This is a genomic window from Salana multivorans (assembly GCF_003751805.1).
GTDB classification, from domain to species: Bacteria; Actinomycetota; Actinomycetes; order Actinomycetales; family Beutenbergiaceae; genus Salana; species Salana multivorans.
Genome location: NZ_RKHQ01000001.1, coordinates 613,454 through 639,965, shown reverse-complemented (window position 1 = coordinate 639,965; position 26,512 = coordinate 613,454). Strand labels below are relative to the sequence as shown.

Annotated in this window: 21 protein-coding genes; 18 read left to right on the top strand and 3 right to left on the bottom strand. The window is 71.5% G+C overall.

Features of this window, described 5'->3' with window-relative positions; translation table 11 throughout:
* The first annotated feature begins 384 nt into the window (after nt 1–384).
* The 7 genes from EDD28_RS03000 (at nt 385) to EDD28_RS02970 (ending at nt 9,894) form a co-directional block, all read left to right on the top strand.
* Nucleotides 385–2,388, top strand: a complete 2,004-nt coding sequence (locus EDD28_RS03000) for an ABC transporter substrate-binding protein (RefSeq protein WP_148059530.1) — start codon at nt 385–387, stop codon at nt 2,386–2,388.
* 82 nt (nt 2,389–2,470) lie between these two features.
* Complete coding sequence (locus EDD28_RS02995; RefSeq protein ID WP_123738266.1) at nt 2,471–3,454, top strand: ABC transporter permease; 984 nt, start codon at nt 2,471–2,473, stop codon at nt 3,452–3,454.
* 18 nt (nt 3,455–3,472) lie between these two features.
* Entirely contained in the window at nt 3,473–4,678 is a 1,206-nt protein-coding gene (locus EDD28_RS02990) for an ABC transporter permease (protein ID WP_123738265.1), read from the top strand.
* Nucleotides 4,679–4,696: 18 nt separating this feature from the next.
* Complete coding sequence (locus tag EDD28_RS02985) at nt 4,697–6,097, top strand: glycoside hydrolase family 32 protein (RefSeq protein WP_123738264.1); 1,401 nt, start codon at nt 4,697–4,699, stop codon at nt 6,095–6,097.
* 61 nt (nt 6,098–6,158) lie between these two features.
* Nucleotides 6,159–7,253 (top strand): glycoside hydrolase family 172 protein, encoded by a 1,095-nt coding sequence (locus EDD28_RS02980; RefSeq protein WP_123738263.1) that lies wholly within the window; start codon nt 6,159–6,161, stop codon nt 7,251–7,253.
* A gap of 42 nt (nt 7,254–7,295) precedes the next feature.
* Nucleotides 7,296–8,870 (top strand): glycoside hydrolase family 32 protein, encoded by a 1,575-nt coding sequence (locus EDD28_RS02975; protein WP_123738262.1) that lies wholly within the window; start codon nt 7,296–7,298, stop codon nt 8,868–8,870.
* A gap of 133 nt (nt 8,871–9,003) precedes the next feature.
* Complete coding sequence (locus EDD28_RS02970; protein WP_148059529.1) at nt 9,004–9,894, top strand: hypothetical protein; 891 nt, start codon at nt 9,004–9,006, stop codon at nt 9,892–9,894.
* 16 nt (nt 9,895–9,910) lie between these two features.
* On the opposite strand, the gene EDD28_RS17825 is transcribed toward EDD28_RS02970, so the two are convergent.
* A complete protein-coding gene (locus tag EDD28_RS17825; RefSeq protein WP_123738260.1) occupies nt 9,911–12,550 on the bottom strand; it encodes a helix-turn-helix transcriptional regulator in 2,640 nt (879 codons plus the stop codon).
* Nucleotides 12,551–12,815: 265 nt separating this feature from the next.
* On the opposite strand from EDD28_RS17825, the gene EDD28_RS02960 reads away from it, so the two are divergent.
* From EDD28_RS02960 to EDD28_RS02910, 11 genes are all read left to right on the top strand, one after another.
* A complete protein-coding gene (locus tag EDD28_RS02960) occupies nt 12,816–14,204 on the top strand; it encodes an MFS transporter (RefSeq protein ID WP_123738259.1) in 1,389 nt (462 codons plus the stop codon).
* 2 nt (nt 14,205–14,206) lie between these two features.
* The gene (locus EDD28_RS02955; protein ID WP_123738258.1) at nt 14,207–15,217 is read left to right on the top strand and encodes an alpha/beta hydrolase fold domain-containing protein; all 1,011 of its coding nucleotides are present in this window, start codon (nt 14,207–14,209) and stop codon (nt 15,215–15,217) included.
* A 71-nt stretch (nt 15,218–15,288) separates the two neighbouring features.
* Nucleotides 15,289–16,422, top strand: coding sequence for a crotonobetainyl-CoA dehydrogenase (caiA, locus tag EDD28_RS02950; protein WP_123738257.1), 1,134 nt, complete (start codon nt 15,289–15,291; stop codon nt 16,420–16,422).
* Nucleotides 16,423–16,457: 35 nt separating this feature from the next.
* Nucleotides 16,458–17,675: an L-carnitine CoA-transferase gene (gene caiB / locus EDD28_RS02945; RefSeq protein WP_211339097.1), complete on the top strand. Its 1,218-nt coding sequence runs from the start codon at nt 16,458–16,460 to the stop codon at nt 17,673–17,675.
* 51 nt (nt 17,676–17,726) lie between these two features.
* On the top strand, nt 17,727–19,325 hold the full coding sequence (caiC, locus tag EDD28_RS02940) for a crotonobetaine/carnitine-CoA ligase (protein ID WP_123738256.1): 1,599 nt from the start codon (nt 17,727–17,729) through the stop codon (nt 19,323–19,325).
* Between the two features lie 3 nt (nt 19,326–19,328).
* Nucleotides 19,329–20,183, top strand: a complete 855-nt coding sequence (locus EDD28_RS02935) for a MaoC/PaaZ C-terminal domain-containing protein (RefSeq protein WP_123738255.1) — start codon at nt 19,329–19,331, stop codon at nt 20,181–20,183.
* 57 nt (nt 20,184–20,240) lie between these two features.
* Nucleotides 20,241–21,686 (top strand): MFS transporter, encoded by a 1,446-nt coding sequence (locus EDD28_RS02930; protein WP_123738254.1) that lies wholly within the window; start codon nt 20,241–20,243, stop codon nt 21,684–21,686.
* 14 nt (nt 21,687–21,700) lie between these two features.
* Entirely contained in the window at nt 21,701–22,474 is a 774-nt protein-coding gene (locus tag EDD28_RS02925) for an electron transfer flavoprotein subunit beta/FixA family protein (protein ID WP_123738253.1), read from the top strand.
* 44 nt (nt 22,475–22,518) lie between these two features.
* Nucleotides 22,519–23,430, top strand: a complete 912-nt coding sequence (locus EDD28_RS02920) for an electron transfer flavoprotein subunit alpha/FixB family protein (protein ID WP_123738252.1) — start codon at nt 22,519–22,521, stop codon at nt 23,428–23,430.
* A 1-nt stretch (nt 23,431) separates the two neighbouring features.
* Nucleotides 23,432–24,742 (top strand): FAD-dependent oxidoreductase, encoded by a 1,311-nt coding sequence (locus EDD28_RS02915; RefSeq protein ID WP_123738251.1) that lies wholly within the window; start codon nt 23,432–23,434, stop codon nt 24,740–24,742.
* Nucleotides 24,743–24,747: 5 nt separating this feature from the next.
* Entirely contained in the window at nt 24,748–25,026 is a 279-nt protein-coding gene (locus tag EDD28_RS02910; protein ID WP_123739891.1) for a ferredoxin family protein, read from the top strand.
* Between the two features lie 265 nt (nt 25,027–25,291).
* Here EDD28_RS02910 and EDD28_RS02905 read toward each other — a convergent pair whose 3' ends face one another.
* Nucleotides 25,292–25,972 (bottom strand): alpha/beta hydrolase, encoded by a 681-nt coding sequence (locus tag EDD28_RS02905; RefSeq protein WP_123738250.1) that lies wholly within the window; start codon nt 25,970–25,972, stop codon nt 25,292–25,294.
* 19 nt (nt 25,973–25,991) lie between these two features.
* Nucleotides 25,992–26,486, bottom strand: coding sequence for a YajQ family cyclic di-GMP-binding protein (locus EDD28_RS02900; RefSeq protein ID WP_123738249.1), 495 nt, complete (start codon nt 26,484–26,486; stop codon nt 25,992–25,994).
* Nucleotides 26,487–26,512: the final 26 nt, after the last annotated feature.

Genomic DNA, 26,512 nt, shown 5'->3' with positions numbered 1-26,512 from the left:
TACGAGACTTCGGTGTCTTCACGGCATTGCCTTCCGTCTGGTTAAAGGAATAACAGGACGGCTGGCCGGCGTCAACCCCGACGGCCTCCGTCGCCCGCGGGGCCGTGAGCGTGTGGCCCCCTGCACATCCCATGCTTCTCCATCGTGGCGCATCGTTCAAGGCGGCTCGCCGCTATCTTCTAAGGGAATCCTGTGTGACCTGGCTCACCTCGTGACCAGATCGTGACCTGCCGTCGAGGCGGATCGCCTTGACGTGGCGCGAAGCTCGCTGCTAGACCTGTGGCTGGTTAAACGTCTAACGGCGCGGCGTAGGAGTCGCGTCGGAAGCCCGGGCACAAGGGCCGCGGGCAGGACAACCATCCGAGCAAGGGAGCTTCGGCAGAGATGAGTCGGAAGAGTGCGAAGCGCCGCAATCGGCTGATTGCCGGTGGTGTGGTCGCAGCAGTGGTGATCGGCGGAGCAGCCTTCGCCATCGCGAACATGGGCGGCAAGGACGACGGGGGAGGTGCCGCGGCCGCGGAGGACATCACGCCATCGGAGCGTGGCTTCCTCGAGCCGCCGATCTTCGCCGATCGCGTCGAGGCGGGCGAGCTGCCGCCGATCGACGAGCGGATGGTCCCGGACCCGCTGGTGGTCGGTCCGGGGACCTACCTCCAGGAGGAGTACCTCGACTGGCAGAACGGTCGCTACGGCGGTGAGATCCAGTTCTCGGCGCTCGCCTCCAGCGGCTTCGTCAACATCGTCGGCAGCACGATCCTGCGCTCGCCCGGCCAGACCACCGAGGCGAGCGTCCCGAACGTCGTGAGCGAGTTCGAGCACAACGACGACTACTCGGCCTACACGATGTCCTTCCGTGAGGGCCTGCGGTGGTCCGACGGCGAGCCCGTCACGACCGAGGACGTCCGGTTCACGCTCGAGGACCTCTACGGGAACCCGGACGCGAACCGCCCGGCCCCGAGCTGGCTCTACACGCAGGGCAACCCGGCCAAGCCGCTCGCCCAGCTCGAGATCAAGGACGAGCGCACGTTCACGCTGACGTTCGCCGAGCCGTACGGCCAGTTCGTCGCCGACCTCAACTCGTGGATCCCGAGCTACGCCGAGCTGGTCAAGCCGGCGCACTACCTCAAGCAGTTCCACGCCGACTACGCGGACGCGGCGACGCTCGACGCGCTGGTCAAGGAGAACGACCGCAACGACTGGCAGTCGCTGCTCGACTACAAGGACGTCCCGCACTGGGACGTCGGCGAGCCGCGCGGCATGGGCCTGCCGACCCTGAACCCGTGGATCCTCGTCGAGTCCGGCGAGAACCTCACGGTGTTCGAGCGCAACCCGTACTTCTGGCAGGTCGACTCCGACGGGCACCAGCTCCCGTACATCGACCGCGTCGTCGTCAACCGGGTCGTCGACTCGGACGCGCGGACCAACGCGATCCTCGCGGGCCAGGTCACGCTCGCCTCCGGTGGCGAGGTCTCGCTCAACAACATGCCGATCTACAAGCAGAACGCCGAGCGGGCCGGGCTGACCGTCTTCACGACGGGCTCGTTCAACAACCCGCTGCAGCTCTTCCTCAACCGCGACTACGAGTGGGACGTCGAGGGCAGCCAGTGGCAGGCCGTGATGAACGACCCGGACCTGCGGTTCCAGAAGGCGATCGCCGCGTCGATCGACGACAAGGCGGTCAACGACGCGGTCTACTTCGGTCTCTACGAGGACCTCGACCCGTCGTGGCGCACCTACGACCCCGAGCAGGCGGCGACGCTGTTCGACGAGCTCGGCATGACGGCCGGTGCGAACGGCCAGCGGACCTTCCCGGACGGCAGCCCGTTCGTGCTGACGCTGACCTACACGGGTGGCCAGTCCGACTTCAACCCCGTCGCGGAGCTCCTGCGCGAGCAGCTCGGCGCCGTCGGCATCAACGTCCAGCTCGAGGCGGTCGACGACACCCTGTGGGGTCAGCGCAAGGACGCCAACCAGGTGATGGCCTCGATCATGGGCAACGACGGTCCCGGCTGGCCGTCCGGCATCTCCGAGGACTACCTGCCGGCGCACAAGGGCCCGTGGGCGCCCGAGCAGTACCAGTACTTCCTGTCCAACGGCGAGCGTGGCCGCGAGCCCGACGCCGCGCTGCAGGAGTTCTTCCAGCTCCACACCTCGCGCAAGGAGGTCCCCCCGCAGTCCGAGGAGGGCGTCAAGCGCTGGGAGGCCCTCGAGACCTGGTTCAAGGAGAACTACGCCTTCATCCCGATCACGGGTGCCCAGGTCACGCCGACGGTCGCCGACCAGCGGCTGCAGAACCTCCCGAAGGAGGGGTCGCCGGTCAACCTCGACGTCTACATCGGCTCGCCGGGTCTCTGGTTCGCCGACGCCGACGAGAGCGCCGCCGAGTAGGCGACGGACCAGTCGACACCGACCACTAGGCATCTAGACCGATGACCACCCCGACGTCCAGAACCAGTCCTGGGAGCCAGTCATGACGCAGTTCGTGATCCGACGGCTACTCCTGCTCATCCCGTTCCTCTTCCTCATCTCCGTGGTGGCGTTCGTCATCATCCAGCTCCCGCCGGGTGACTTCGTCGACACCTACATCCGGAACCTGGAGATGCAGGGCGGAACGGTCAACCAGGCGCAGATCGACGCGCTCCGTGCCCGCTACGGGCTCGACCGGCCGCTGATCGCCCAGTACTGGCTCTGGATGTCCAACCTGCTCCGCGGGGACTTCGGCAACTCCTTCCTGTACGACAGGCCGGTTGCCGCGGTCCTCGCGGAGCGGATCCCCCGCACGATCGCGCTCGCCCTCGTCTCGATGCTCGTGACGTGGGTCATCGCGATCCCGGTCGGGATCTACTCGGCGCTGAAGAAGTACTCCTTCGGCGACCACCTCGTCACGTTCCTCAGCTTCGTCGGCGTCGCCGTCCCGCCGTTCCTGCTCGCGCTCGTGTCGATGTACCTCATCTTCGACAACACGGGCTTCCTCATCACGGGGCTCTACTCGCCGGAGTTCCGCAACGCCCCGTGGTCGGTCGCCAAGTTCCTCGACCTGCTGAAGAACACGTGGCTGCCGATCGCCGTCCTCGCCATCACCGGTGCGGCCGGCACCATCCGCGTGCTGCGCTCCTCGCTCCTGGACGAGCTGAAGAAGCTGTACGTCACGACGGCCCGGGCGAAGGGCCTCCCGGAGCACAGGGTGATCCTCAAGTACCCCGTCCGGATCGCGATCAACCCCCTGGTCTCGACCATCGGCTGGATGCTCCCGGCGATGGTCGGCGGCGAGGTCGTCGTGTCGAAGGTGCTCAACCTGCCCACCACGGGACCCGTCCTGCTCGAGTCGATCCTGTCGCAGGACATGTACCTGACGGGGGCGATCGTCCTCATCCTGAGCGCGCTCACGATCGTCGGGACCCTGCTCTCGGACATCCTGCTCGCGGCCATCGACCCCCGCATCCGATACTCCTAGCGCGGCGAGGAGACAGCCATGACCGTCGTAGAAGAACGACCCGTCGAGACCGAGGAGCACTACGTCCGCGAGCGGGGGCAGGAGCGGCTCAAGCAGCTGCGGTCCCGGCGCGGGGCACGGGCCCGTCGCACGCAGGAGCGACTGCGCGACGCCTCCCAGGGCAAGCTCGTCTGGCACCGGTTCCGCAAGCACAAGCTGGCGCCGATCGCGCTCGCCCTCCTCGTCCTGCTGTACGTGATCGCGCTGTTCGCCGACGTCGTCGCGCCGTACCGGGTCCAGCAGCAGTTCCCCGAGCAGCAGTACTCCCCGCCGACCCTCGTCCGCATCGTCGACCGGGACGGCGGCTGGCACCTGCCGTTCATCTACGAGACCGAGACGGCGCTCGACCCCGACACGTTCCGGTACGAGACCGTCATCCCCGAGGACGCCGAGCGCATCCCGGTCCAGCTCTTCGTGAAGACCACGCCGTACAAGGTCCTCGGGCTCATCCCGGCCGACCGCGTGCTGTTCGGGACGCCGGAGGGGGCCCAGCCCGTCCTGCTCTTCGGGGCCGACAACCTCGGCCGCGACCTGTTCTCCCGGATCGTCGTCGCCTCGCGGGTGTCGCTGTTCGTCGGCCTCGCCGGGGTCGGGATCAGCTTCGTCCTCGGCGTCGTGCTCGGGGGCATCTCCGGCTACTTCGGCGGCCGGATCGACTCGGTCATCCAGCGCATCATCGACTTCATCATCTCGATCCCGCTGATCCCGCTGTGGATGGCCCTGTCCGCGGCGATCCCCCGGTCGTGGAGCGGCATCCAGACCTATCTAGCGATCACCGTCATCCTCTCCCTCGTCGGCTGGACCAACCTCGCCCGCGTCGTGCGCGGCAAGCTCATGTCCCTGCGCGAGGAGGACTACGTCACCGCGGCGCGGATCTCCTCGGCCAGCCACAGCAAGATCATCGGCCGCCACCTCCTGCCGGGCGTCACGAGCTTCCTCATCGTCCACGTCACGCTCGCGATCCCCGGGATGATCCTCGGCGAGACGACGCTCAGCTTCCTCGGCCTCGGCATCACGCCGCCCGACGTGAGCTGGGGGACGCTGCTGCAGCAGGCGCAGGACGTCACCGTCGTCGCGAACTACCCGTGGCTCCTGCTGCCGGCCGTCGTGCTCGTCTATGCCGTCGTCCTGTTCAACTTCGTCGGCGACGGGCTGCGCGACGCGGCCGACCCGTACTCGCGCTGACCCGTCGATCGGAGAACCGTGGAGATCTTCTACAAGCCGGAGTTCGGCGTCGTCGGGGACTGCATCCCCTACTACTACGACGGCCGCTACCACCTGTACTACCTGCGCAACTACCGCGACACCGACTCCCACGGCTGGGGGAGCCCGTGGCACCACGTCTCGACGCTGGACGGCGTCACGTTCGTCGACCACGGCGAGGCCATCCCCAAGGGCGGTGACGCCGACCAGGACCCGGGCGTCGGGACGGGCTCGGTGTTCACCGACGACGACGGCCTGCACCACATCTACTTCACCGGGATCAACCCGCTCTTCCGCACCGACGAGCTGCGGGAGCAGGTCGTCCTGCACGCGACGAGCCCCGACCTGGACCACTGGACCAAGGACCCCGACTTCGAGCTCGTCGCCGACGAGAGCCGGTACGAGCGCCACGACTGGCGTGACCCGTTCGTCTACCGTCACCCCCTGACGGGCGACGTCACGATGCTCGTCGCGGCGCGGACCCGGTCCGGCGAGCCGACGGGGCGCGGCTGCACGGCCGTCCTCACGAGCAGCGACCTGCGCACCTGGGAGCACGTGCGCGACTATGCCCCCGGGCGCTACCACGGTCACGAGTGCCCCGACCTGTTCCGGATCGGCGACTGGTACTACCTCGTCTTCTCCGAGTACACGACCCACACCGCGACCCGGTACGTCATGAGCCGCAGCCCCGACGGCCCCTGGATCACCCCGCGGGACAACCAGTTCGACAACCGCGCGTTCTACGCGGCGAAGTCGGCCGGCCCCGAGGACGGCAGCGGCCCGCGGCTGCTGTTCGGCTGGAACCCGACCAAGGTCGAGGACCGCGACGACGGCGACTGGCAGTGGGGCGGGTGTCTCACGGTGCACGAGATCGTCCAGCGCGAGGACGGGACGCTCGCCGTCCGGCCCCCGCTGGCGCTGCCGGACCGGTTCGGCGAGCCGGAGCGCGACCCCGTCGACCTCGTGGTCGACGCGGCGTACGAGCGCCGGACCGCGGTCCTCGGCCGGCTGCCGTCCGCGGCGCTCCTCGAGGGCGAGCTGACCCTCGCGTCGAGCACGGGCTCGGCCGGCATCCTCCTCGACGTCGACGAGAACGGCGAGGGCGGGTACTTCCTCCGGCTCGACGCCGAGCTCCAGGTCGTCCAGCTCGGCCGCGTCGGCGGCTACCGGAGCTGGTACGTCGACCACTTCCCGGAGCTGGACCGTCCGCTCGCCATCGAGCCGGGTCGAGCGATCCCGTTCCGGATCGTCCTCGACGGCTCCGCCGTCGTGGCCTACGTGGGCGACGTCGCGCTCAGCGGCCGCGTCTACCACCGTCCGCGTGGCTGGTACGGCGTCGTCGCCGACGGCACGCGCGCCGAGCTGCGCCACCTCCTCGTCCGCCCGCCCGTCCTCGCCTGACGTCCGCCCGGCCGGCCCCGAGGCCCGTCCGACCGTCCCCCGACCACCTGACTGGAGCGTCTTGTCCGTCTTCTCCACCGTTCCGCCCGTCGGCACGGGTCTGCTGTCCCGATCGATCACCGCCGAGAACCCCGACGGAGCCCCGGGGGGCGGCGGCCACGCCGTCTCCGACCTCGGCCCCGGGCGGAAGGGGCGCCCGTGCCTGACCCTCCCGAGGGGTGAGGAGACCGTCCTCGCCGACATCGACGGCGCCGGCGCGATCACCCACCTGTGGTTCACGACGGCCGACCACACGAACGCCGTCGGTTTCGTCCTGCGCGACCTCGTGCTGCGGGCGTACTGGGACGGGGAGGAGACGCCGAGCGTCGAGGTCCCGCTCGGCGACTTCTTCTGCTGCGGGGCCGGCGCGCGCACGCTCGTGACGTCGGTGCCGATCGTCGTGGCGCCGTCCGGCGGGTTCAACAGCTACTTCACGATGCCGTTCGGCTCCCGCGCCCGGATCACCGTGACGAACGAGCACCCGGTCGACGTCGAGGGCTTCTTCTTCCAGGTCGACTACACGCTCGACCCGCGCGGCCAGGCCGACCCCGCCCGGTTCCACGCGCAGTGGCGCCGGGAGAACCCGACGACGCTCGGCGTCGACCACACGATCCTCGACGGCGTGCGGGGCCCGGGCGCCTACGTCGGCACCTTCCTGTCGATCACCTGCCTCGAGCGGTACTGGTACGGCGAGGGCGAGGTGAAGTTCTTCATCGACGGCGACGACGAGCACCCCACCATCTGCGGCACCGGGACGGAGGACTACGCCGGGGGAGCCTGGGCCTTCCAGGACCGGCTGTCCTCCGAGGTCGAGCCCGAGGTGCTCACGTTCAGCGCCCCGTACTGCGGCTACCCGCAGCGGCTGGTGGCCGACACCTCGCGCCAGTCGGTGTACGCGACGCCGATGGCGCCCGTCCACGGTCTGTACCGCTGGCACCTGCCGGACCCGATCCACTTCTCCGACTCCCTGCGGGTGACGCTGCAGCAGATCGGCCAGACCGGGCCCATCCTGTTCGAGCGCAGCGACGATGTCGCCTCGGTCGCCTACTGGTACCAGGTCCCGCCGCACGCCCCGTTCCCGCCGTTCCCGACGCGTGAGCAGCGCCGCCCCCGCTGACGCCGCCCACCCCATCCCCCCATCCCCGCGATTCGGAGTGTCATGACCAACCCCGCAGCCTGGCAGCACGCCTTCCACCTGACCGTGCCCGACCACTGGCTCAACGATCCGCAGCGCCCCATCCACACCGGTGGCGCATACCAGTACTTCTACCTCTACAACGCCGACTACCCGCTGCCGACCGGTACCTCCTGGCGCCGGGTCTCCACGACCGACGGCATGCGCTTCCGTGACCACGGCGTCCCGATGGACAAGTGGTCCCAGCCCAACCGCGACCTCTGGTCGGGATGCCTCGTGGTCGACGAGGAGGACACCGCCGGGTTCGGTCCCGGCGCCGTCGTCGCCCTCGTGACGCAGGTGGACCGGGCCAGCGGCCAGAACGGCCAGGCGCAGTTCCTCTGGTACTCCACCGACGGGGGCGAGACGTTCACCAACCTCTCCGACACCCCCGTGCTCGCGAACCGCGGGTGGGAGCACTTCCGCGACCCGAAGATCGAGCGGGTCGACGGCCGCTGGATCATGGTGCTCGCCGAGGACACGGACCTGGGCTTCTACGCCTCCGACGACCTGCGGACCTGGACCGAGGTGAGCCGGTTCCACGAGGACCGGATCGGGATGCTCGAGTGCCCCGACCTGTTCCGCATGACGGCCGACGACGGCACCTCGCACTGGGTGCTCGCGGCGAGCCCGCAGCGCTCCGACCCCTCCCGGGCCGACCGCCCCGGCACGTACGCCTACTGGGTCGGCGACATCGAGGGCGACCGGTTCGTGCCGGTCGACCGGGAGCCGCGCTGGCTCGACTTCGGCTTCGACTGGTACGCGGCGGTCAGCTGGCCGGTGCACGACGCCGACGGCGTGGCGACCACGGACCGCCGCTGGGCCATCGGTTGGATGAACAACTGGGCCTACGCGATGAGCGTGACGCCGGTCGGCGACGGGAGCGGCGAGGTGGTCGGGCACCCCGACGCCGACCGGGTCGGCCGCGAGATGGCGGCCGCCGGCGCCGAGGGCCGGCCGGAGGTCGGCGCGCGCCTCCTGCGCGACCTCGAGGCGTCGTTCTCGATGGCCCACCCGCCGACCTGGACCGAGAGCGGCTACAACGGCATCGACTCCGTCGTCCGCGAGCTCACGCTCGTGCGGACGGACCGCGGGTACGAGCTGATCTCGCGCCCGCTGCGCGAGCTGGCGGGCGCCTACGAGCCCCTCGCCGCGGGTGACGCGGTCCAGGCGGCGCCGGCGGCGGCGTCGGTCCTCGCGCGCGTGACCCCGGCGCCGGAGGGTGCCGGCGTCCGCGTCAAGTGCTCGGCCGACGCCTCGCGCGGGGTCGACGTCCTCGTGACGCCGACCGAGATCAGGGTCGACCGCGGCAGCTCCGGCTGCCCGGGTGACGGCACGCTCGCGCTCGCCCGCGCGCCGTGGCGCGGGGGACCGGTGGACCTGGAGATCCTGGTCGACCGCGCGACGGTGGAGGTGTTCGCCGACGGCGGGCGCATCGCGCTCAGCATGCTGTCGTTCGCCCCGGCCGAGGACACGGGCGTCCAGCTCGTCGGTCCGGCCGGGAGCGTGACGGACGCCGCCGTCGCCGAGGTGGCGGCGACGGCACTCCAGGAGGCCTGAGCTCGCCCGCTCCGGTCTGCGCTGGCCGGCTCCCGCCGTTCGTGGCTCGCCCCCCGGGGCCGCGAGCGGCGGGAGCGCGCCCCGGTGTGGCATGCTGTCCGGTTCGCCCGAACGGGAGAGCTGGGAGGAAGCGATGAGCGAGGACGAGCGGGACCCGGTCGACTGGTGGGGTGCTCAGGGCCCGAGCCGCCTTCCGGGGGTGCCCGGAGCGACGGGCGCGCCCGGTGCGTCTGGACCCGGTGCGCCTGGTGCGCCGGTCCCGGGAGACGCGCCGGCGGGGCCGCCGGTCGGCGTGCCCGTCAGCCCGTACCGGACGGGACCGTCGACGGGAAGCGGCTCCGGCACGGGCCGTGGTCTCGTCATCGGCGCCGTGGCGGTGGCGGCCCTCGTCGTCGTCATGGCGCTCGTCGTCATCCTCCTCGTGATGCGTCCCGGCCCCGCCGGGCCGGACCCGGTGGCGTCCCCGGCGCCGGCCTCGACACCTGCCCCCGCGACCTCGTCCCCGGCCTCGTCGCCCGATTCGACGGGCGCCTCACCCGAGGCGACGGGGGATCCGAGCGCGGACCCGACGGGGGACCCGAGCGCGTCGGCCGACCAGCCGTTCGACGTGGTGGACGGCCGCGTCGTCCTGCCGGAGTGGTTCTCGTTCGCACTGCCCGACGGCTTCGAAACGGAGGGCGGCGACGGCGCGATCGTCCGGACCTCCGACGGGACGGTCGACCTCGTGGTCTACGAGCTCGCCTGGTACGGCGCGAGCGACGCGACGGACCGGTGCATGCGTGAGCTCGACGTGGTGCAGATCTGGAGCCCGGACGGGACCGTCGAGGCGCTCCCCGAGATCCAGCTCGACGGTCTGCCGGCCGGGGGCGGCAGCTTCGCCAGCCCGGAGGGCCGGTACGTCGAGATGTACTGCATCGACGTCGGCGGGCGGATCGTCAATCCCGTCGCCAGCTCCCCGTACGAGTGGGGCGACGCAGCGCACGCCGCCCTCACCGAGGTGATCGACTCCTGGCGCTGGGAGTGACGCCCGGCCGGCGACGCTAGAACGCCTGGCAGGACAGCCAGGTGCGGGCCACCTTGGCGAGGCGGTCACGGCTGTCGAGGCCGAGCTTGCGGCAGGCGGAGAACACGTGGTTGTCGACCGTCCGCACGCTCAGCACGAGCCGCGTCGCGATCTCCGGCGAGGACATCCCCTGTGCCACGAGCACCGCGATCTGGCGCTCGCGGCCCGACAGGCTGACGGCCCGGTCGAACGGGCGGAACAGCCCGCACAGGTCCCGACCGCGCAGCCCCGCCCTGCTCCACGCCTCGTCGGCGCGCTCGATCGCTGCCTCCCGGTCGCCCTCGCTCAGCAGCTCCATCGCGCAGGAGACGGCGGCCCGCACCGCGTGCAACCGCATCCCGGCCGCGCGCAGCCGCGGCTCCAGCGCGGCGAGACCGGCCGGGTCCGTCGCGAGCGTCCGCGCGTAGTCGGCGAGGTGCCGCAGCAGCGGCGCGCCGCTGCCCGCGGCTGCCTCCGCGATGCGTCGCGCGCGGGCTGGGTCGGCCCGGCGCTCGATCGATGCGACGCCGACGACGACGCCCGACGCGACGTACCCGTGCTCCAGCCGCTCCTCGGCCAGGTCCCACAGCGCGTCCGCCGGTCGTGCCCCGTCCTCGACTAGCCGCGCGATCGCCTCGGGCACGAGATAGGGGTGCGCGCCGGGTGCCGGGGGCAGCCCGACGGACTGCGCCGCAAGCGACTCGGCGTAGTCGTGCCGGTTCTGCCAGCGCGCCGCCTCGGTCGCCAGTGCGGCGATCCCGACGTCGATGGCCGGCTGGTGCGCCGACCCCCCGGTGAGGGCGAGGCTCGCGCTGGCGACCGCCTCGAGCTCGACCGCCCGGCCCTGGAACGCGAGCGCGAGCCCGGCGACGTAGCTGTGGACGGAGACGGCGCCGACGTCGAGCGCCGTGCGGGCCTGCCGCAGCCGCCGCCGCGCGCGGTCGAGCGCCTCGTCGAACCGGCACAGGTAGACCAGCGCGAGCCCCGTGGCGAGGTCCGCGCCGAGCGCGACGGTGCGATGACGGGGGCGGAAGCCGTCGAGCGTCGCGAGCGCCTCCTCGGCCCGCCCGGCCGCCACCAGGGACTCCGCCCGCACGACCGTGAGCAGGTCCCGGGCGAGGTCGTCGTCGTCCGCGCCGGGGACGAGCGCGTCGGGGTCGGGGACGGCCTCGAGCTGGAGGGTGAGGTAGGCGTCGAACGCGCGCAGCGCGCCCGCGGCACCGGGGGCGAGGCCGCGGGCGGCCGCGAGGGCCTCGCGGCCCACGTCGACCGACTGCGTCAGCATCGCCTCGTACACGGCGGCCCAGCCCGCGGCGCAGGTGGTCGCGGAGCCGGCGGCGCCGCTCGGCCCGGCGGGTCCGATGCCGTCGACGACGCCGGACCCGGTCCGGGTGCCGTCGATGACCCGGCGCACGTCGTGGGGACGTGAGCGCAGCGTCAGCATCGTCTCGAGCACGGTCGCTGCGTGCTCCGGCGTCGGGCTCTCCTCCCAGGCGCGCCGCTGCGCGCGGAGCTGGTCGGTCCAGTGCGCGTGCACCGTCCGCGAGTAGATGGCGCTCGTGCAGGCCCCGTCGTCGAGCAGGAGGACGGCGGAGCCGTCGGGGTCGCGGTCGCTGCCGGGACCCACCCCAACGCCGGCGTCGGGACCGGCACCCGGACCGAGCGTCTCGACGGCGAGCAGGTGCCGCGTGAGCGCCCCCTCGTGCCGCAGGTACTCGGCGATGAGGGGCGGGAAGATCCCGAGCCCCGCGCGCTCGCCGTCGGTCAGCACCTGCACCAGCCCGAGGTCGTCGAGCTGGGTCAGGGTGCGCGCGTGGATGTGCCGGCGCGCCACCTCCAGCGGGAGCTGGGGACGCAGCGCGAGCAGCGTCAGCGCGTCGACCATCTCCTCGCCGAGGTCGGCCAGGTAGGGCTCGACCGCCTGCGCGAGGGCCGGCGTCCACAGCTCGTCGCGGAAGGTCCAGAACCCGCGCCGCGGCAGGAGTCGCTTGCCGCGGCGCGCCGCGTCGACGATCGCCACGACGAGGCCCGGCAGCCCGCCCGACCACGCCGCGATCTGGGCGACGGCGTCGGGGTCGACGGGGGCGTTGAGCGTGTCGTGGACCAGCCGGTGGACGCGGTCGAAGGACAGCGGGCCGAGCGTCACGCTCGCGGCCGGACGAAGCTGCAGGTGGGGCGGCCCACCGACGAGACCGTCGGCGCTGCCCCCGGGGCCGGACGCGCGCCGCGCGAGCGGGCGGCGGGACATGACGGCCGGGATCCCGGCGCGGGTGCAGGCGGCGACGATGACGCCGGCCGTCGCGGGGTCGAGGTCGTCGGCATCGTCGACCAGGACGACGCCGGGTCCCTCCTCCAGGAGGGACAGGAGCAGCTCGACCGCGGAGGACAGGCCCTGGAGCGACCCAGGGCCGGGGGCCACGCCGGCCACCGAGAGGGCGCCCAGCGGCCGGTCGGCGAGCGCGCGGACGCCGTCGATCCGGACCACCCGCGTGCCCTCCCGGGTCAGGCGCTCGGCGATCCGGCGCAGCACCGTCGAGCGCCCGGAGGACAGGGGGCCGACCAGCGTCACGGTGGTGCCGTCGTGGAGGTAGCCAAGGGTCTGCTCGATCTCGTCGGCGTACAGCTCCGGTGCGTCCACCCCTCGAACGTATCGGCCCGGACGCGTGGAAGCTCGGGACCTGTGGCCGCTCCGGGCGGCTCCCGACCCGGCGGGCTCGGCCGATCCGGCACCCAACCCGGGATGTGGCGCACACCACTGCCTGGCGGCCGGTTACTCACTTCCTCCCCGACCGTTACCCAGTGCCCCGTCCCGGGACAACAAGTCCCAGGTCGCCCGACGGCCGCGTTGCGATGGTTGCCGCGGTGCTCGTCGGCGTGGGTTCGGCGGCACCAGGAGGAAGACGATGGCCAAGAGCGCCAGAGTGGAAAAGAGCGCGCGGGAGCTCGGTGCCGCGCGACGATGGATCGTGCTGATCCTCGTCAGCATGGGCAGCTCGACGATCTACGCCCCCGCATACCTGAAGAACACGTTCTACGATGCGCAGCTCCAGGCGCTGAACATCACGAACGTCCAGGTGGGGCAGCTGATGAGCGCCTACGCATGGACCGCGGTCGCGGTCTACCTGTTCTCCGGGCTCATCGCCGACCGGATGCGCATGCGGACCCTGTCCGCGACGGGCTTCTTCCTCACGGCGATCCTCACGTTCCTGTACGCGATGCTCCCGTCCTTCACGATCCTCATGCTGGTCTTCGTCGGCATGGGCTTCTCGACGATCCTCCTGTGGTGGGGCGTGCGCTACAAGCTGGTGCGGCTCGTCTCCGAGGAGGAGGAGTACTCCCGCAACATCGGGATCAGCTACGGCTTCTACGGCGTCGCCGGCCTGCTCATCGGCGTCATCGGCACCACGGTCCTCGGGGCCTTCTCCGCCGACCCGGCCCGCGCCTTCCAGGTCTTCCTCGTCGTCATCGGCATCCTCATCGCGACGCTCGGCGTGCTCTCGCTCGTCTTCATCCCGTGGTTCGAGGGCGAGGTCGCCCCGGCCGGCAGCGGAGCGAGCAGCGTCAAGGCCGTCATGGGCGACGCCGTCGCCGCCCTGCGCAACCCGGTCGTCCTGCTGACCTCGGTGACGCTGTTCTTCGTCTACTTCTTCTACACCTGCACGTCCTACACGGCTCCCTACATGACGGCCCTCGGCGCCGACGCCAACGTCACGAACATGGTGAGCGTCGTGCGCACCTACGGCATCACGCTCCTGGCCGGCCCGATCTTCGGCTTCCTGACCCACAAGGCCGGCAAGTCCTCGCTCGTCATCTGGATCGGCTGCGCCGTCGCGGCCGTCACGTTCGGCATCGTCGCGATCCTCCCGCAGTCCTCCGGCATCATCGTGACGCTGGCCGGCCTCGCGATCGCGCTCGGGTTCATCTCCAACGGCGTGTTCGGGATCGTCTCGGGCATGTTCACGGAGGGCAAGGTCCCGCTCGCCGCGTTCGGTGCCGCGACCGGCGTGCTGTCCGTCATCGGCTTCCTGCCCGACACGTTCTCCTCGATCTGGCTCGGCTCGTTCCTCGACAGGGCCGAGGCCGCCGGCGACGTGACGACGGCCTACCCGACGATCTTCTGGATCCTCGCCGCGATCGCCGCGATCGCCGCCGTGTGCGCCCTCGGCCTGTCCGCCTACGTCAAGGCGAACCGGGCCCGGCTCGACGCGGCGTACGAGGAGTCGGAGCGGATCGCCGCCGAGGCGGCCGAGCTCGCCGCCACCGGTTCGACCGAAGCGGTCGGGGTCGCCTGATCATGGCGGTCCTCGACGTCCTCGCCCGCACCTCGCCGCGTCAGCTCGAGGCGCTGGCGATCCAGGAGCGGCTCGCGGGAGACGCGTTCGCGACGGACGCCCCGCTCGCCACGATGCGCGAGCGGTACACCGTCGAGCGCGCCTTCTGGAACGAGGGCGGCCCGGTCATGGACCGCACGGACGACGACGTGGTGCCCGGCCCCGCCGGCCCCGTCGCCGTCCGGGTCCACCGGCCCGGCCCGGGACGTCGAGGCTGCCTGGTCTACCTGCACGGCGGGGGCTTCGTCCTCGGGAACCTCGACACGCACGACCGGATCATGCGCACGCTCGCCGAGCGCTCGGGTGCCGTCGTGGTCGGCGTCGACTACACGCTCTCGCCCGAGGCGAAGTTCCCCCGGGCCATCCACGAGGCCGGCGCGGTCGTGGCGTGGCTGGCCGAGCGCGCCGACGACCTCGGTCTCGACGGGACGATCTCGCTCGCCGGCGACTCCGGCGGGGCGATGCTGGCGCTCGCGACGGCCACCTGGCTGCGGGACACCGGCGGTCCGGCGATCGAGCAGCTCCTCCTCTACTACGGCATGTACGGCCTGGCCGACTCCGCGTCGCGCCGCCTCTACGGCGGCCCGTGGGACGGGCTGACCCGCGAGGACCTCGCGTACTACCTCGACGCCTACACCGGTGGACCGGACGACCTCGCCTCGCCGTACCTCGACCTGCTGGCGAGCGACCTGTCCGGCCTCGGCGCCTGCTTCGTCGCCGCGGCGGAGCTCGACCCGCTGATCGACGACTCGGTCCTGCTGGACCGGGTCCTCGCCGAGGTGGGGACGGCCCACGAGCTGCGCGTCTACGACGGCGTGCTGCACGGGTTCCTCCACCACTCGCGCGTGCTCCCGGAGGCGCTCCAGGCGCTCACGGACGGCGCCGACTTCTACCGCGCCTACCGCGCGCACCTCGCCGGGGACGCCACCGAGGGCGCGACCGACGACCCGCGCGCCGCCAGCCTCCCGTCCTGACCCGCCCGCCCGGACCAGCCCGGCCATCCGGCCCACACCTCACGACCAGACCGAACGAAGGATCGATACCGATGGACTTCAGCCTCACCGAGGACCAGCAGCTCATGGTCCAGGCCATCCGCGAGCTCATGTCGCGCGAGAACTGGGAGGCCTACTTCGCCGAGTGCGACGCCGCCCACACCTACCCGCAGCGCTGGGTCGAGGCGCTGTGCGAGATCGGCGTCGACACGATCCTCCTGCCGGAGTCGGCCGGCGGGCTCGACGCGGGCTGGGGCACGATCGCCGCGGTCTGGGAGGAGCTGGGCCGCTGGGGCGCCCCGACGTACGTGCTCTACCAGCTCCCGACGCTGTCCTCCGTCCTGCACGTCGGAACGCCGGAGCAGCAGGAGAAGATCCTGTCCTACGTCGGCACGGGCAAGCAGATCTGGAACTTCGCGATGACGGAGCCGGGCGCCGGCTCGAGCTTCAACGACATGGCGACGACCTACACCCGCCGCGACGGGAAGGTGTACCTGAGCGGGCACAAGACGTTCATCACGTCATCGCTCGGCGTCGACCAGCTCGTCATCATGGCCCGCAACGCCGAGGACATGAGCCAGTACACCGAGTGGTTCGTCGACATGTCCCTCCCGGGCATCACGAAGGAGCCGCTGGACAAGCTCGGCCTGCGGATGGACTCGTGCTGCGAGATCTACCTCGACGACGTCGAGCTGCGCGAGGAGGACATGTTCGGCGAGGAGGGCCAGGGCTTCGCCCGGACCGTCGCCGACTTCGACCTCGAGCGGTTCCTCGTCGCGGCCTGCGACTACGGCTGGGCGCTGTGCGCCTTCGAGGACGCGGCCCGGTACGCGAACCAGCGCGTCCAGGGCGGCCAGGCGATCGGGCGCTACCAGCTCATCCAGGAGAAGGTCGCGTCGATGTGGACCGAGCTCACCAACATGCGCAACATGATGTACGAGGTCGCGTGGAAGGCGGACACGGACCAGCTCGGCAGGGGCGACTGCTCGATGCTCAAGCTCTACTGCACGCAGGCCGCCTCGCGCGTCGTCGACCAGGCGATCCAGATCCTCGGCGGCATCGCCGTCACCGGCAACCACCGCGTCGCGCGGTTCTTCCGCGACCTCCGCGTCGAGCGGATCTCCGGCGGCACCGACGAGATGATGATCCTCACGGCCGGGCGCGCCGCGCTCAAGGAGTACCGCTGAGGATCCCCGGGAAACCAAGGAAGGAGAGAACTCCCGTGACTCAGCGCAGCACGTCAGCCATCCCCGGCTTCGGCCCTCTCGAGGGGGTCAGGGTCGTCTACTCGGCCGTCGAGATCGCCGCCCCGACCGCCGCGGCCCTGCTCTCGGAGTGGGGCGCCGAGGTGATCTGGATCGAGAACACCCGCACGGGCGACTCGATGCGTGACACCACGTACGTCAAGGAGCTCGAGCGGCGCAACCAGCGCAGCATCGCGATGAACCCGTTCAGCGAGGAGGGCCGGACGGTCCTGTTCGAGCTGCTCCGGGACGCCGACATCTTCATCGAGTCCTCCAAGGGCCCGACCTACGCGCGCCGCGGCCTGACCGACGACGTCCTGTGGGAGCACAACCCGGCCCTCGTCATCGCCCACGTGTCCGGGTTCGGCCAGTACGGCGTGCCGGAGCGGGTCAACCGCGCCGCCTACGACCTCACGGTCCAGGCCTACTCCGGGTATCTCGCGCAGAACGGGACGCCCGAGCAGCCGATGGCACCCCTGCCCTACGTCGGTGACTACTTCACCTCCGAGATGGTCGCGGCGTCGGTCCTCGCCGCCCTCACCAAGGCGCGCGCCACGGGCCAGGGCGAGAGCATCGACATCGCGATGTACGAGGTGATGCTCCGCATCGGCGCGTACTACTACATGGACTACCTCAACGCCGGCACGCGCTACCCGCGCCCCGGCGCCCGTCACCCCAACCTGTGCGGCATCGGCGAGTACGCGTGCAAGGACGGGTACATCGGCCTGTGCGTCTACGGCGTCCCGCAGAACAAGTACCTGCTCGAGCGGATCGGGCTGGGCCACCTGTGGGGGACGGAGGAGTACCCGGAGGACACGGCGGCGCTGTGGCTCGACGGGCCGAAGGCCGAGCTGATCGAGCAGAGGCTCGACGAGTTCTGCCTCACCCAGAACCGCTTCGAGCTGGAGGAGGAGTTCTCCGCCGTCGGGATCGCCGCCAACGCGATCCTCGAGTTCGAGGACCTCGACCGCGAGGAGCACCTGCGTCAGCGCGAGGCCATCGTCGAGTGGGAGAACACCGCCGGCGACACCGTGCGCGGGATCGGCATCGTGCCGAAGTTCACCAGGAGCCCGGGACGGATCTGGCGGCCGATGCCGGAGCTCGGCCAGGACACGGACGCCGTCCTGACCGAGGCCGGCTTCACCCCCGAGCGGATCGCCGAGCTCGAGGCCAACGGGACGATTCGGAGAGGATGACACCCGCCTCCGGGGCGCGCCTCACCGCGCGCCCCGGACGAGGTGACGCACATGGACATCGTCGCTAGCCGCACGGTCGCCGACCAGTGGCGCGAGCTCGCCCGGACGTGCCCCGACCACACGTTCCTGGTCCACGAGGACCTCGACGGGCGCACCCGCGAGCTCACCTACGGGCAGGTCGCCGACCAGGTGGTCCGCACCGCGAACCTGTTCCACGACCTCGGCGTGCGCCGCGGCGACGCGGTGGCGCTCCACCTCGGCAACACCCCGGAGATGGTGCAGTGCCTGTTCGGGCTGACCGTCCTCGGCGCCGTCGCCGTGCCGCTGCACCCGCGGGTGGGCGCGCAGGAGTGCCGCGACGTCCTCGAGCGGGTGCGGGCCAGCGTCGTCGTCGCCGAGCCGGCGACCGCCGGGATGTACGACCGCGGCGGCGCGACGGGTGGCGTGCGCGTCGATCGCGTCGTCGTCGCGGGGACGGGGGAGCCGGGCGGGTTCGAGGACCTGCGCGACCGCCGGGGTACCGAGCCGGTCTTCGACGAGGAGCCCACCAGCGACGACCCGGCGACCATCGTGTTCACCTCGGGATCGACGGCCCGCCCGAAGGGCGTCGTGGTGACGCACGCGAACCTGCTGTTCTCCGGCATCTTCGTCGGCTGGCAGGCGTCGCTGCGGCCGGAGGACCGGCTGCTCACGACGATGCCGGCCTGCCACGTGAACTTCCAGCTCAACGCACTCATGCCGGTCGTCATGGCGGGGGCGACGCTCGTCATGGTCGAGCGCTACTCGGCGAACCGGTTCTGGGGCCAGGTGCGCGCGCACGGCGCGACCGTCGTCCAGGCGATCGCCACGATCCTGCGCACGCTGCTGCTCCAGCCGGAGCGCGCGGCGGACCGGGACAACGACGTGCGGGAGGTCCTCTATTACCTCCCCGTCACCGACGAGGAGAAGGAGCGGTTCGAGGACCGGTTCGGCGTGCGGATCCTCAACTCCTACGGCAACAGCGAGTGCCTCGTCGGCGCCATCACGGACCCGCCGCTCGGTGAGCGTCGCTGGCCGTCGATCGGTCGCGTCGGGCTCGGGTACGAGGCCCGCGTCGTCGACGAGGACGGGCGCGAGGTGCCCCCCGGCGTCGAGGGGGAGATCCGTCTGCGCGGCGTGCGGGGACGGACCCTCATGCTCGAGTACTTCGAGGACCCCGAGGCGACGGCCGCCGCGTTCGACGCCGACGGCTGGCTGCTCACCGGCGACATCGGCTACGTCGACCACGACGGCTGGTTCTACTTCGTCGACCGGCGCAGCCACTTCATCAAGCGGGCGGGGGAGAATATCTCCCCGGCCCAGGTCGAGGGCGTGCTCACGAGCCACCCCGACATCGCGGACGCCGCCGTCGTCGGCATCCCCGACCCGATCCACGACGAGGCGGTCAAGGCCGTCGTCGTGCCGCGCCCCGGGGCTCGGCTCGACGTCGAGGCGGTTCTCGCCTACTGCCGCGAGCGCCTCGCCGACTTCAAGGTGCCCGGCGTCGTCGAGGTGGTCGACCGACTGCCGCAGACCCGCAGCCTCAAGGTCGCCAAGACCGAGCTGACCGCCGCCGCACCTCCAGCACCGAGGACGACCCCCGTCCGCACCCCGTCAGAGAAGGAGAACTGAACGATGGCGATCAAGACCGAGATGGTGGGCCAGACCTTCGGCCCGTTCGAGCGCGACTACACGACCCGCGACCTGAGCCTGTTCGCGCTCGGGTCGGGCTGCGCGATCGACGGCAAGCAGGACCTGGAGTACGTCTACGAGAAGGACATGAAGGTCCTGCCGACGTTCTGCGCCATGCCGATCGTCGACTCCGAGGTCACCCGGACGATCGACTACGGCTACAACTACGCCGGGTCGCTGCACTGGAGCTTCGACGTCACCTTCCACCAGCCGATCACGCGGCTGAACGGGAAGCTCTCGACGAAGGTGCTGCTCAAGGGCCTGTACGACCGCGGTGAGGGCAAGGGCCTGCTCGCCCAGCACGTCGGGGACACCTACGACGAGGACGGCACCCTCCTGTTCACCAACGAGAGCTGGGACTGCCTCATCTACGACGGCGGCTGGGGCGGCCCGGCCGCGCCGAAGGACATCGTCGAGATGCCGGACCGCGAGCCGGACATGGTCGTCACCGAGCGCATCCCGGAGAACCAGGCGCTCATCTACCGCCTCTCCGGCGACTACCACCCGCAGCACGTCGACTGGGAGTACGCCGCGGCGAACGGCATGCCGCGCCCGATCCTGCACGCGGTCAGCTTCGCCGGTGTCGTCTGCCGGCACTTCATCGCCAGCGTCATCCCCGGCGAGCCCGAGCGGATGACGCGGTTCAAGACCCGGATCACCGCGCCCGTCCTGCCGGGAACGACCGTCCGGACCGAGATGTGGCGGATGGACGACGGCCGCGTGCACTTCCGCCTCGTGAACGCCGACGACCCCGCCGCGAAGCCCTTCCTCAACTGGGGCGTCATCGAGTGGCGGTGAGCGAGGGCTGAGCAGGTGACCGACGAGACAGCGACCCCCCGGAAGGAGCCGAGGACCATGACGAGCGAGCCGACAGCGGCGAGCGCGAGCGCGCGGACGAGCGCGGCGAGTGCGCGGACGCAGCTCGACGACGTCGAGATGACGCCGTTCCTCAAGCGCGTCACCCTCTTCTCCGCCGGGGGGCCGTTCCTCGACGGGTACGTGCTCTCGATCATCGGGGTCGCGCTCATCCAGCTCACCCCGAGCCTCGACCTCGACGCGACGTGGATGGCGCTGACGGGTGCCGCGGCGCTCGTCGGCATCTTCCTCGGCACGTCCGTCGGCGGGTACCTGACCGACCTGATCGGCCGCAAGCGGATGTTCGTCATCGACATCGTCGGCATCGCGGTCATCTCGCTCGCGACGGCGTTCGTCCAGGCGCCGTGGCAGCTCGTGGCGATGCGGTTCCTCATCGGGATCGTCATCGGCGCCGACTACCCGATCGCCACGTCGATGGTCGCGGAGTTCACCCCGCGCCGGTACCGGGCCATCTCGATGGGGTTCATCGCCGCTGCCTGGTACCTCGGGGCGAACGCCGCCTATCTCGTCGGCTACTTCCTGCTCCCCGTCGACGGCGGCTGGCGGTGGATGCTGGCCAGCGCCGTCGTGCCCTGCCTCGTCATCCTCATCGGCCGCTGGGACATCCCCGAGTCACCGCGCTGGCTGTCCCGCAAGGGCCGGTCGGCCGAGGCCGACGAGATCGTCCACCGCATCTACGGCACCCAGGTCGAGCTGGAGCCGGAGGCCGTCGTCAAGACGCGCTACTCCGTGCTGTTCCGGCCGCGGAACCTCGGCACGTGGGTCTTCGTCGGGACCATCTGGCTCTGCCAGGCCGTGCCGATGTTCGCGATCTACACCTACGGCCCCGAGATCATGCGCCAGCTCGGCTTCGGCGAGAACCAGGTCGCGACGCTCGGCGAGATCGCCATCGGCACGTTCTTCCTCATCGGCTGCATCCCGGCGATGTTCTGGGCGAACTCGCTCGGCCGGCGCAAGCTGCTCATCGGCAGCTTCGCGCTCATGACGGTCGCGCTCGTCGTCCTCGGGCTCGTCCCCACGCCGGCCGTCGTCGTCATCATCGGCTGCCTCGGCACGTACGCCTTCTTCTCGGGCGGCCCGGGCAACCTGCAGTGGCTCTACCCCAACGAGCTGTTCCCGACGGAGATCCGCGCCTCGGCCGTCGGCGCCGCCATGGCGTTCAGCCGGATCGGGACCGTCATCACCACCTACCTCCTGCCGGGGTTCCTGCTCACGCACGGCACGCGCGCCACCCTCCTGGTCGGCGCGGCCATCTCCGGCATCGGCCTGATCGTCTCGGCGCTGTTCGCGCCCGAGACGCGCGGGCTCACCCTCGCCCAGTCCTCCCGGATGGGTCTCGGTCCGCGCGCTCACCACGAGGTGACGCCGGACGCCACCGGCACCGACCCCTCCGACCACCCAGAGACCTCGCCGCAGCGCCGGTGAGGAAAGGAGCAACCATGAAGATCGTCGTCGCCTACAAGTGGGCGCCGAACCCGCAGGACGCCTCGGTCGGGTCCGACGGCTCCGTCGACTTCTCGCGAGCCAAGCCGGCGCTGTCGGAGTACGACCCCGTCGCGATCGAGCTCGGTCGGCGGCTCGCCGACGCGAGCGGCGCGGAGCTCGTCGGCGTGAGCGTCGGCGGGACGGACGTCGCGAGCGCGCTCGCGAAGAAGGCCGTGCTCTCCCGCGGGCTCGACCGCGCGGTCGTCACGGCGGACGACGCCCTCGTCGGGGCCGACTCCGCCCGGACCGCCGCGGCGCTCGCCGAGGTCGTCCGCGGCCTCGACGACGTCGCCGTCGTGCTGACCGGCGACTCCTCCGTCGACGTCGGGGCGCAGCTCGTCCCGACGCTGCTGGCGGCCCAGCTCGGCTGGCCGGCCCTCACCAACGTCACGGCCGTGTCGGGGACGGCCGGCGACCTCACGGTCGAGCGGGCGCACGAGGGCGGCTCGCAGGTGCTGCACGCCACCGGTCCCGTCGTCCTCGCGGCCGCGACCGACGCCGTCGTGCCGCGCGTGCCCGGCATGAAGGACATCCTCGCCGCAGGCAAGCGTCCGACGGACGAGGTCGCGCTCGACGCGGCCGCCGCGGGTGCCGTCGCCGCCGTCGAGGTGGTCCGGACCGCCCCGCCCGAGCTGCGCGCGCGCCGCGGCGTCGTCATCGACGGTTCCGACGCGGCGGCCGCCGCGGCCCAGCTCGTCGCCGCCCTGCGTGCCGACGCGCGCATCTGACCGCCCCGACCCGTCTCTCAAGACTCGCTGAAGGAACACGACTCATGAGCACCTCCTACCTCCTCGTCGCGGGCGACGCCCGGATCGAGACCCTCCTGTCCCTGGCCGCCGGCACGACGACCACCGCCGTCGTCGTCGGCCCGCGCGCCGTCGCCGAGACCGTCGCGGCCTCGGGCGTCGACGCGGTCACCTGGCTCGGCGAGCCCGGCGACACCCCGCTCGAGGCCTACGCCGTCGCGGTGGCCGGGATCGTCGGCGCCGCGCGGCCCGACCTGGTCCTCGCCTCGGCCCGGCCGGCCGACCGCGTCCTCGCCGGCGCCGCGGCCGTTGCGCTCGGTGCCCCCGCCTTCACCATGCCGACCGCCGTCGCCGTGGTGGACGGCGGCGTCGAGATCACCCGGTCGGTCTTCGGCGGCATCGCGCTCGAGACGGACCGCGTCGCGGGGCCCGCCGTCGTCGTCGTGGACGGCGGTGGCCTCGTCGCCGGCGCGGACGACGCGGCCGGGGCGGCCGAGATCGCCGAGGTCGCGGCCGCGCCCGTCGGCACGCTCACCGTGGTCGAGACACGTCCGGCGACGCGGGCCGAGGTCGACCTCGGCAAGGCCGGGCGGATCGTCGCGGTGGGCCGCGGGCTGAAGAGCCAGGACGACCTCGCGCTCGCCGAGGCGCTCGCCGCCAAGCTGGGCGCCGAGCTGGCCTGTTCGCGGCCGCTGGCCGAGGGCCTCGGATGGTTCACGCACGACCGCTACGTCGGGGTGACCGGCGCGCACGTCGCCCCCGAGCTGTACGTCGCGCTCGGCATCTCCGGACAGCTCCAGCACACCGTCGGCGCACGCGCCGCCGGCACGGTCGTCGTCGTCAACACCGACGGGAACGCGCCGTACGTCAAGGAGGCCGACTACGCGGTGGTCGGCGACCTGTATGACGTGGTGCCCGCCCTGACGGAAGCGCTGTGACGTGAGTGAGGAGCTGGAGCCGGACTTCGACGTCATCGTCGTCGGGGCCGGGATCGCCGGGTGCGTCACCGCGTACCGGCTCGCGCAGGCGGGCCGGTCGGTGGTGTTGATCGAGCGGGGTGAGGCGCCTGGGTCGAAGAATCTGTCGGGTGGGGTGTTGTACTCGCGTGTGATGGAGGAGGTGTTCCCGGGTTTCCTTGAGCGGGCGCCTGTTGAGCGGCGGATCACGCGGAACTATGTGCAGTTCTTGAATGCGTCTTCGTCGGTCGGGATCGATTACGCGGATGAGCGGCTGGGTGATCCGGTGAATGCGGTCACGGTGCTGCGGGCCAGGTTGGATGCGTGGTTGGGGGAGCAGTGCGAGGAGGCGGGGGTGTTCCTGATGCCTGGGGTGCGGGTGGATGAGGTCCTGCGCGCGGGTGGTGAGGCCGGCCCGGTGGTGGGGGTGCGGGCTGGTGAGGACGAGCTGCGGGCGCGGGTCGTGGTCGCGGCGGACGGGGTGAACTCGTTCCTGTCCCGCGCGGCGGGGCTGCGGGGGAAGGAGCCGGAGAACCATCTGGCGATCGGGGTCAAGGCCGTCGTGAGGTTGGGCGAGGAGCGGGTGCGTGAGCGGTTCCACCTGGGCCAGGACGACGGTGTGGCTTATGCGGTGGTGGGGGACTGCACGCTGGGGGTTGGTGGTGGCGGGTTCCTGTATACGAATCGGGACTCGGTCTCGATCGGTGTGGTGCTGCGGCTGGATGATCTGATGGCGCGGGGGTTGGAGTCCTCGGTGGTGTTCGATCACTTCCTCGCGCACCCGTTCGTGGCGCCGTTCCTGGCCGGTGGGGAGGTCTCGGAGTACGCGAGCCATCTCGTGGCTGAGGGTGGGATCGCGATGCTGGGTGAGATCGCGACCGATGGGCTGGTGGTCGTGGGTGACGCGGCCGGGTTGACGCTGAACACGGGGTTGACGGTGCGGGGGATGGACCTCGCGGCGGCCTCGGGCATCGCGGCCGCGACCGGGATCGAGGCGGCGCTGGAGAGTGGTGACGTGTCGAAGGCGGGGCTGGCGGGCTACCGGGAGGCGCTCATGGCGTCCTTCGCCGGACGTGACATGGCGACCTATGCGAAGGCGCCGGCGTTCTTGGAGCGGCCGCGGATGTATGCGGAGTACGGGCAGGTGCTGGCGGATGTGTTGTACGGGGCGTTCGACCATGATCTGACCCCGCGCAAGCACCTGGTGGCGTTGGCGCGGGGTGTGGTGAAGAAGTCGGGGGTGCGGATGCGGGATCTGGTGTCCGACGCGATGGCGGGGGTGCGGGCACTGTGAGGCAGATGTCGATTCCGGAGCGGCTGGCCGCGAACCGGTATGAGACCGACGAGGAGCAGTCCCACATCCACGTCGATCAGGACCTTGCTCGTTCGACCGGGACCGGTGAGCGGATCATCGCGGTGTGTCCGGCGAAGGTCTACGCGCGGGAAGCGGACGGAAGGATCTCGGTGGAGTACGCCGCGTGCTTCGAGTGCGGGGCGTGCCTGGCCGTGGCCGCGCCGGGGGCGTTGGAGTGGCACTACCCGCGCGGCGGCATGGGCATCCAGCTCCGCGAAGGCTAACCACCACCCACCCCGAACCAGGCCCGCCGGGCCTGGCCGCCGGGCCGGGCCGGCTCGGGGCGGGGCAGTGGGGGGTCGAGCGGGGTCCGGGGCGGACGAGTAGAGCGCACTCGTCCGTCCCGGACCCCGCTCGACCACCACCGGAGACCCGCCGCTCGGCAGCCCGGCTCACGCCCCCACACCCTCCGATACCGGGGTAGAACCGATCGCGAATCACGACCCGATCCACCCCACCACCGGAGACCGACCGCTCGGCAGCCCTGGCTCAGGCCCCGCGCGCCCGGACTCCCGCGAGGAAGCCGCGCGCGTCGCGCAGCTCGGTCGCGTCGACCGCGTGCGCCAGACCCGGGTAGATGCGCTCGGTGAGGTCGGTGTGTTCGCGGAGCCAGCGCAGGGTCCGCTCCTCGACGTGGGGCGGGACGACGGCGTCGACGTCGCCGCGGCCGTGGAAGACCGGGACCCCGTGGGCGCGCAGCGCGTCGTCGTTCGTGGTCATGGCCGGTTCGTCGACGCCCTCGACATAGCCGGACAGCGAGACGAGGCAGGCCACCCGCTCGGGCGCGCGGCGCAGCAGCTCGATCGCCATCGCCGCCCCCTGGCTGAACCCGACGAGGACGACGGGAGCGGCGGGTGAGTGCGCGTCGAGCAGGGCCAGGAGCTCCTCCGCCAGGGCCGCGGTCGCCTCGGGCTGCGGGGCGAAGCCCTCGTCGCCGGCGACGTCGCCGAGCCAGGCCCACGCGTCGGGACCGAACCCGGCGCCGAGGCGGATCGGGGCGCGCGGCGCGAGCGCCGGCCCGGTGTGCCCGAGCAGGTCGACGAGCGGAAGCAGGTCCCGCTCGTGCGCGCCGTAGCCGTGGAGCAGCACCAGGAGCTGCGCGTCGTCCGGGCGGTCACCCGACCCGTCGGGCCGGGCCGGCACGCGGACGGTGGCGTCGTCGTCGATCACCGCACCGGGCTCCGCCGCGTCAGCGGTAGTTGACGAACTGGACCGCGAAGTCGAGGTCCGCGCCCTTGAGCAGCGCGATGACCTCCTGGAGGTCGTCGCGGCTCTTGCTCGTCACGCGCACCTCGTCGCCCGTGATCTGCGTCTTGACGCCCTTGGCGCCCTCGTCGCGGATGAGCTTGGTGATCTTCTTCGCGTTCTCGGAGCTCAGCCCCTCGCGCAGCGTCCCGGCGAGCCGGTACTCCTTGCCCGACGCCTTTGGCTCCTTCTCCCCGAAGTCCAGCGACTTCAGCGAGACCCCGCGGCGGACGAGCTTGGTCTCGAACACGTCGAGCACCGCGAGCACGCGCTCGGCCGAGTTCGCCACGATGACGACGGAGTCGCCGCTCCACTCGATGGACGCGCCGACGTTCCGGAAGTCGTACCGCTGCGCGACCTCCTTCGAGGCCTGGTTGAGGGCGTTGTCGACCTCCTGCCGGTCGACCTTGCTCACCACGTCGAACGAAGAGTCAGCCACGAGATTGCTCCTTGGGTACGGGTTCG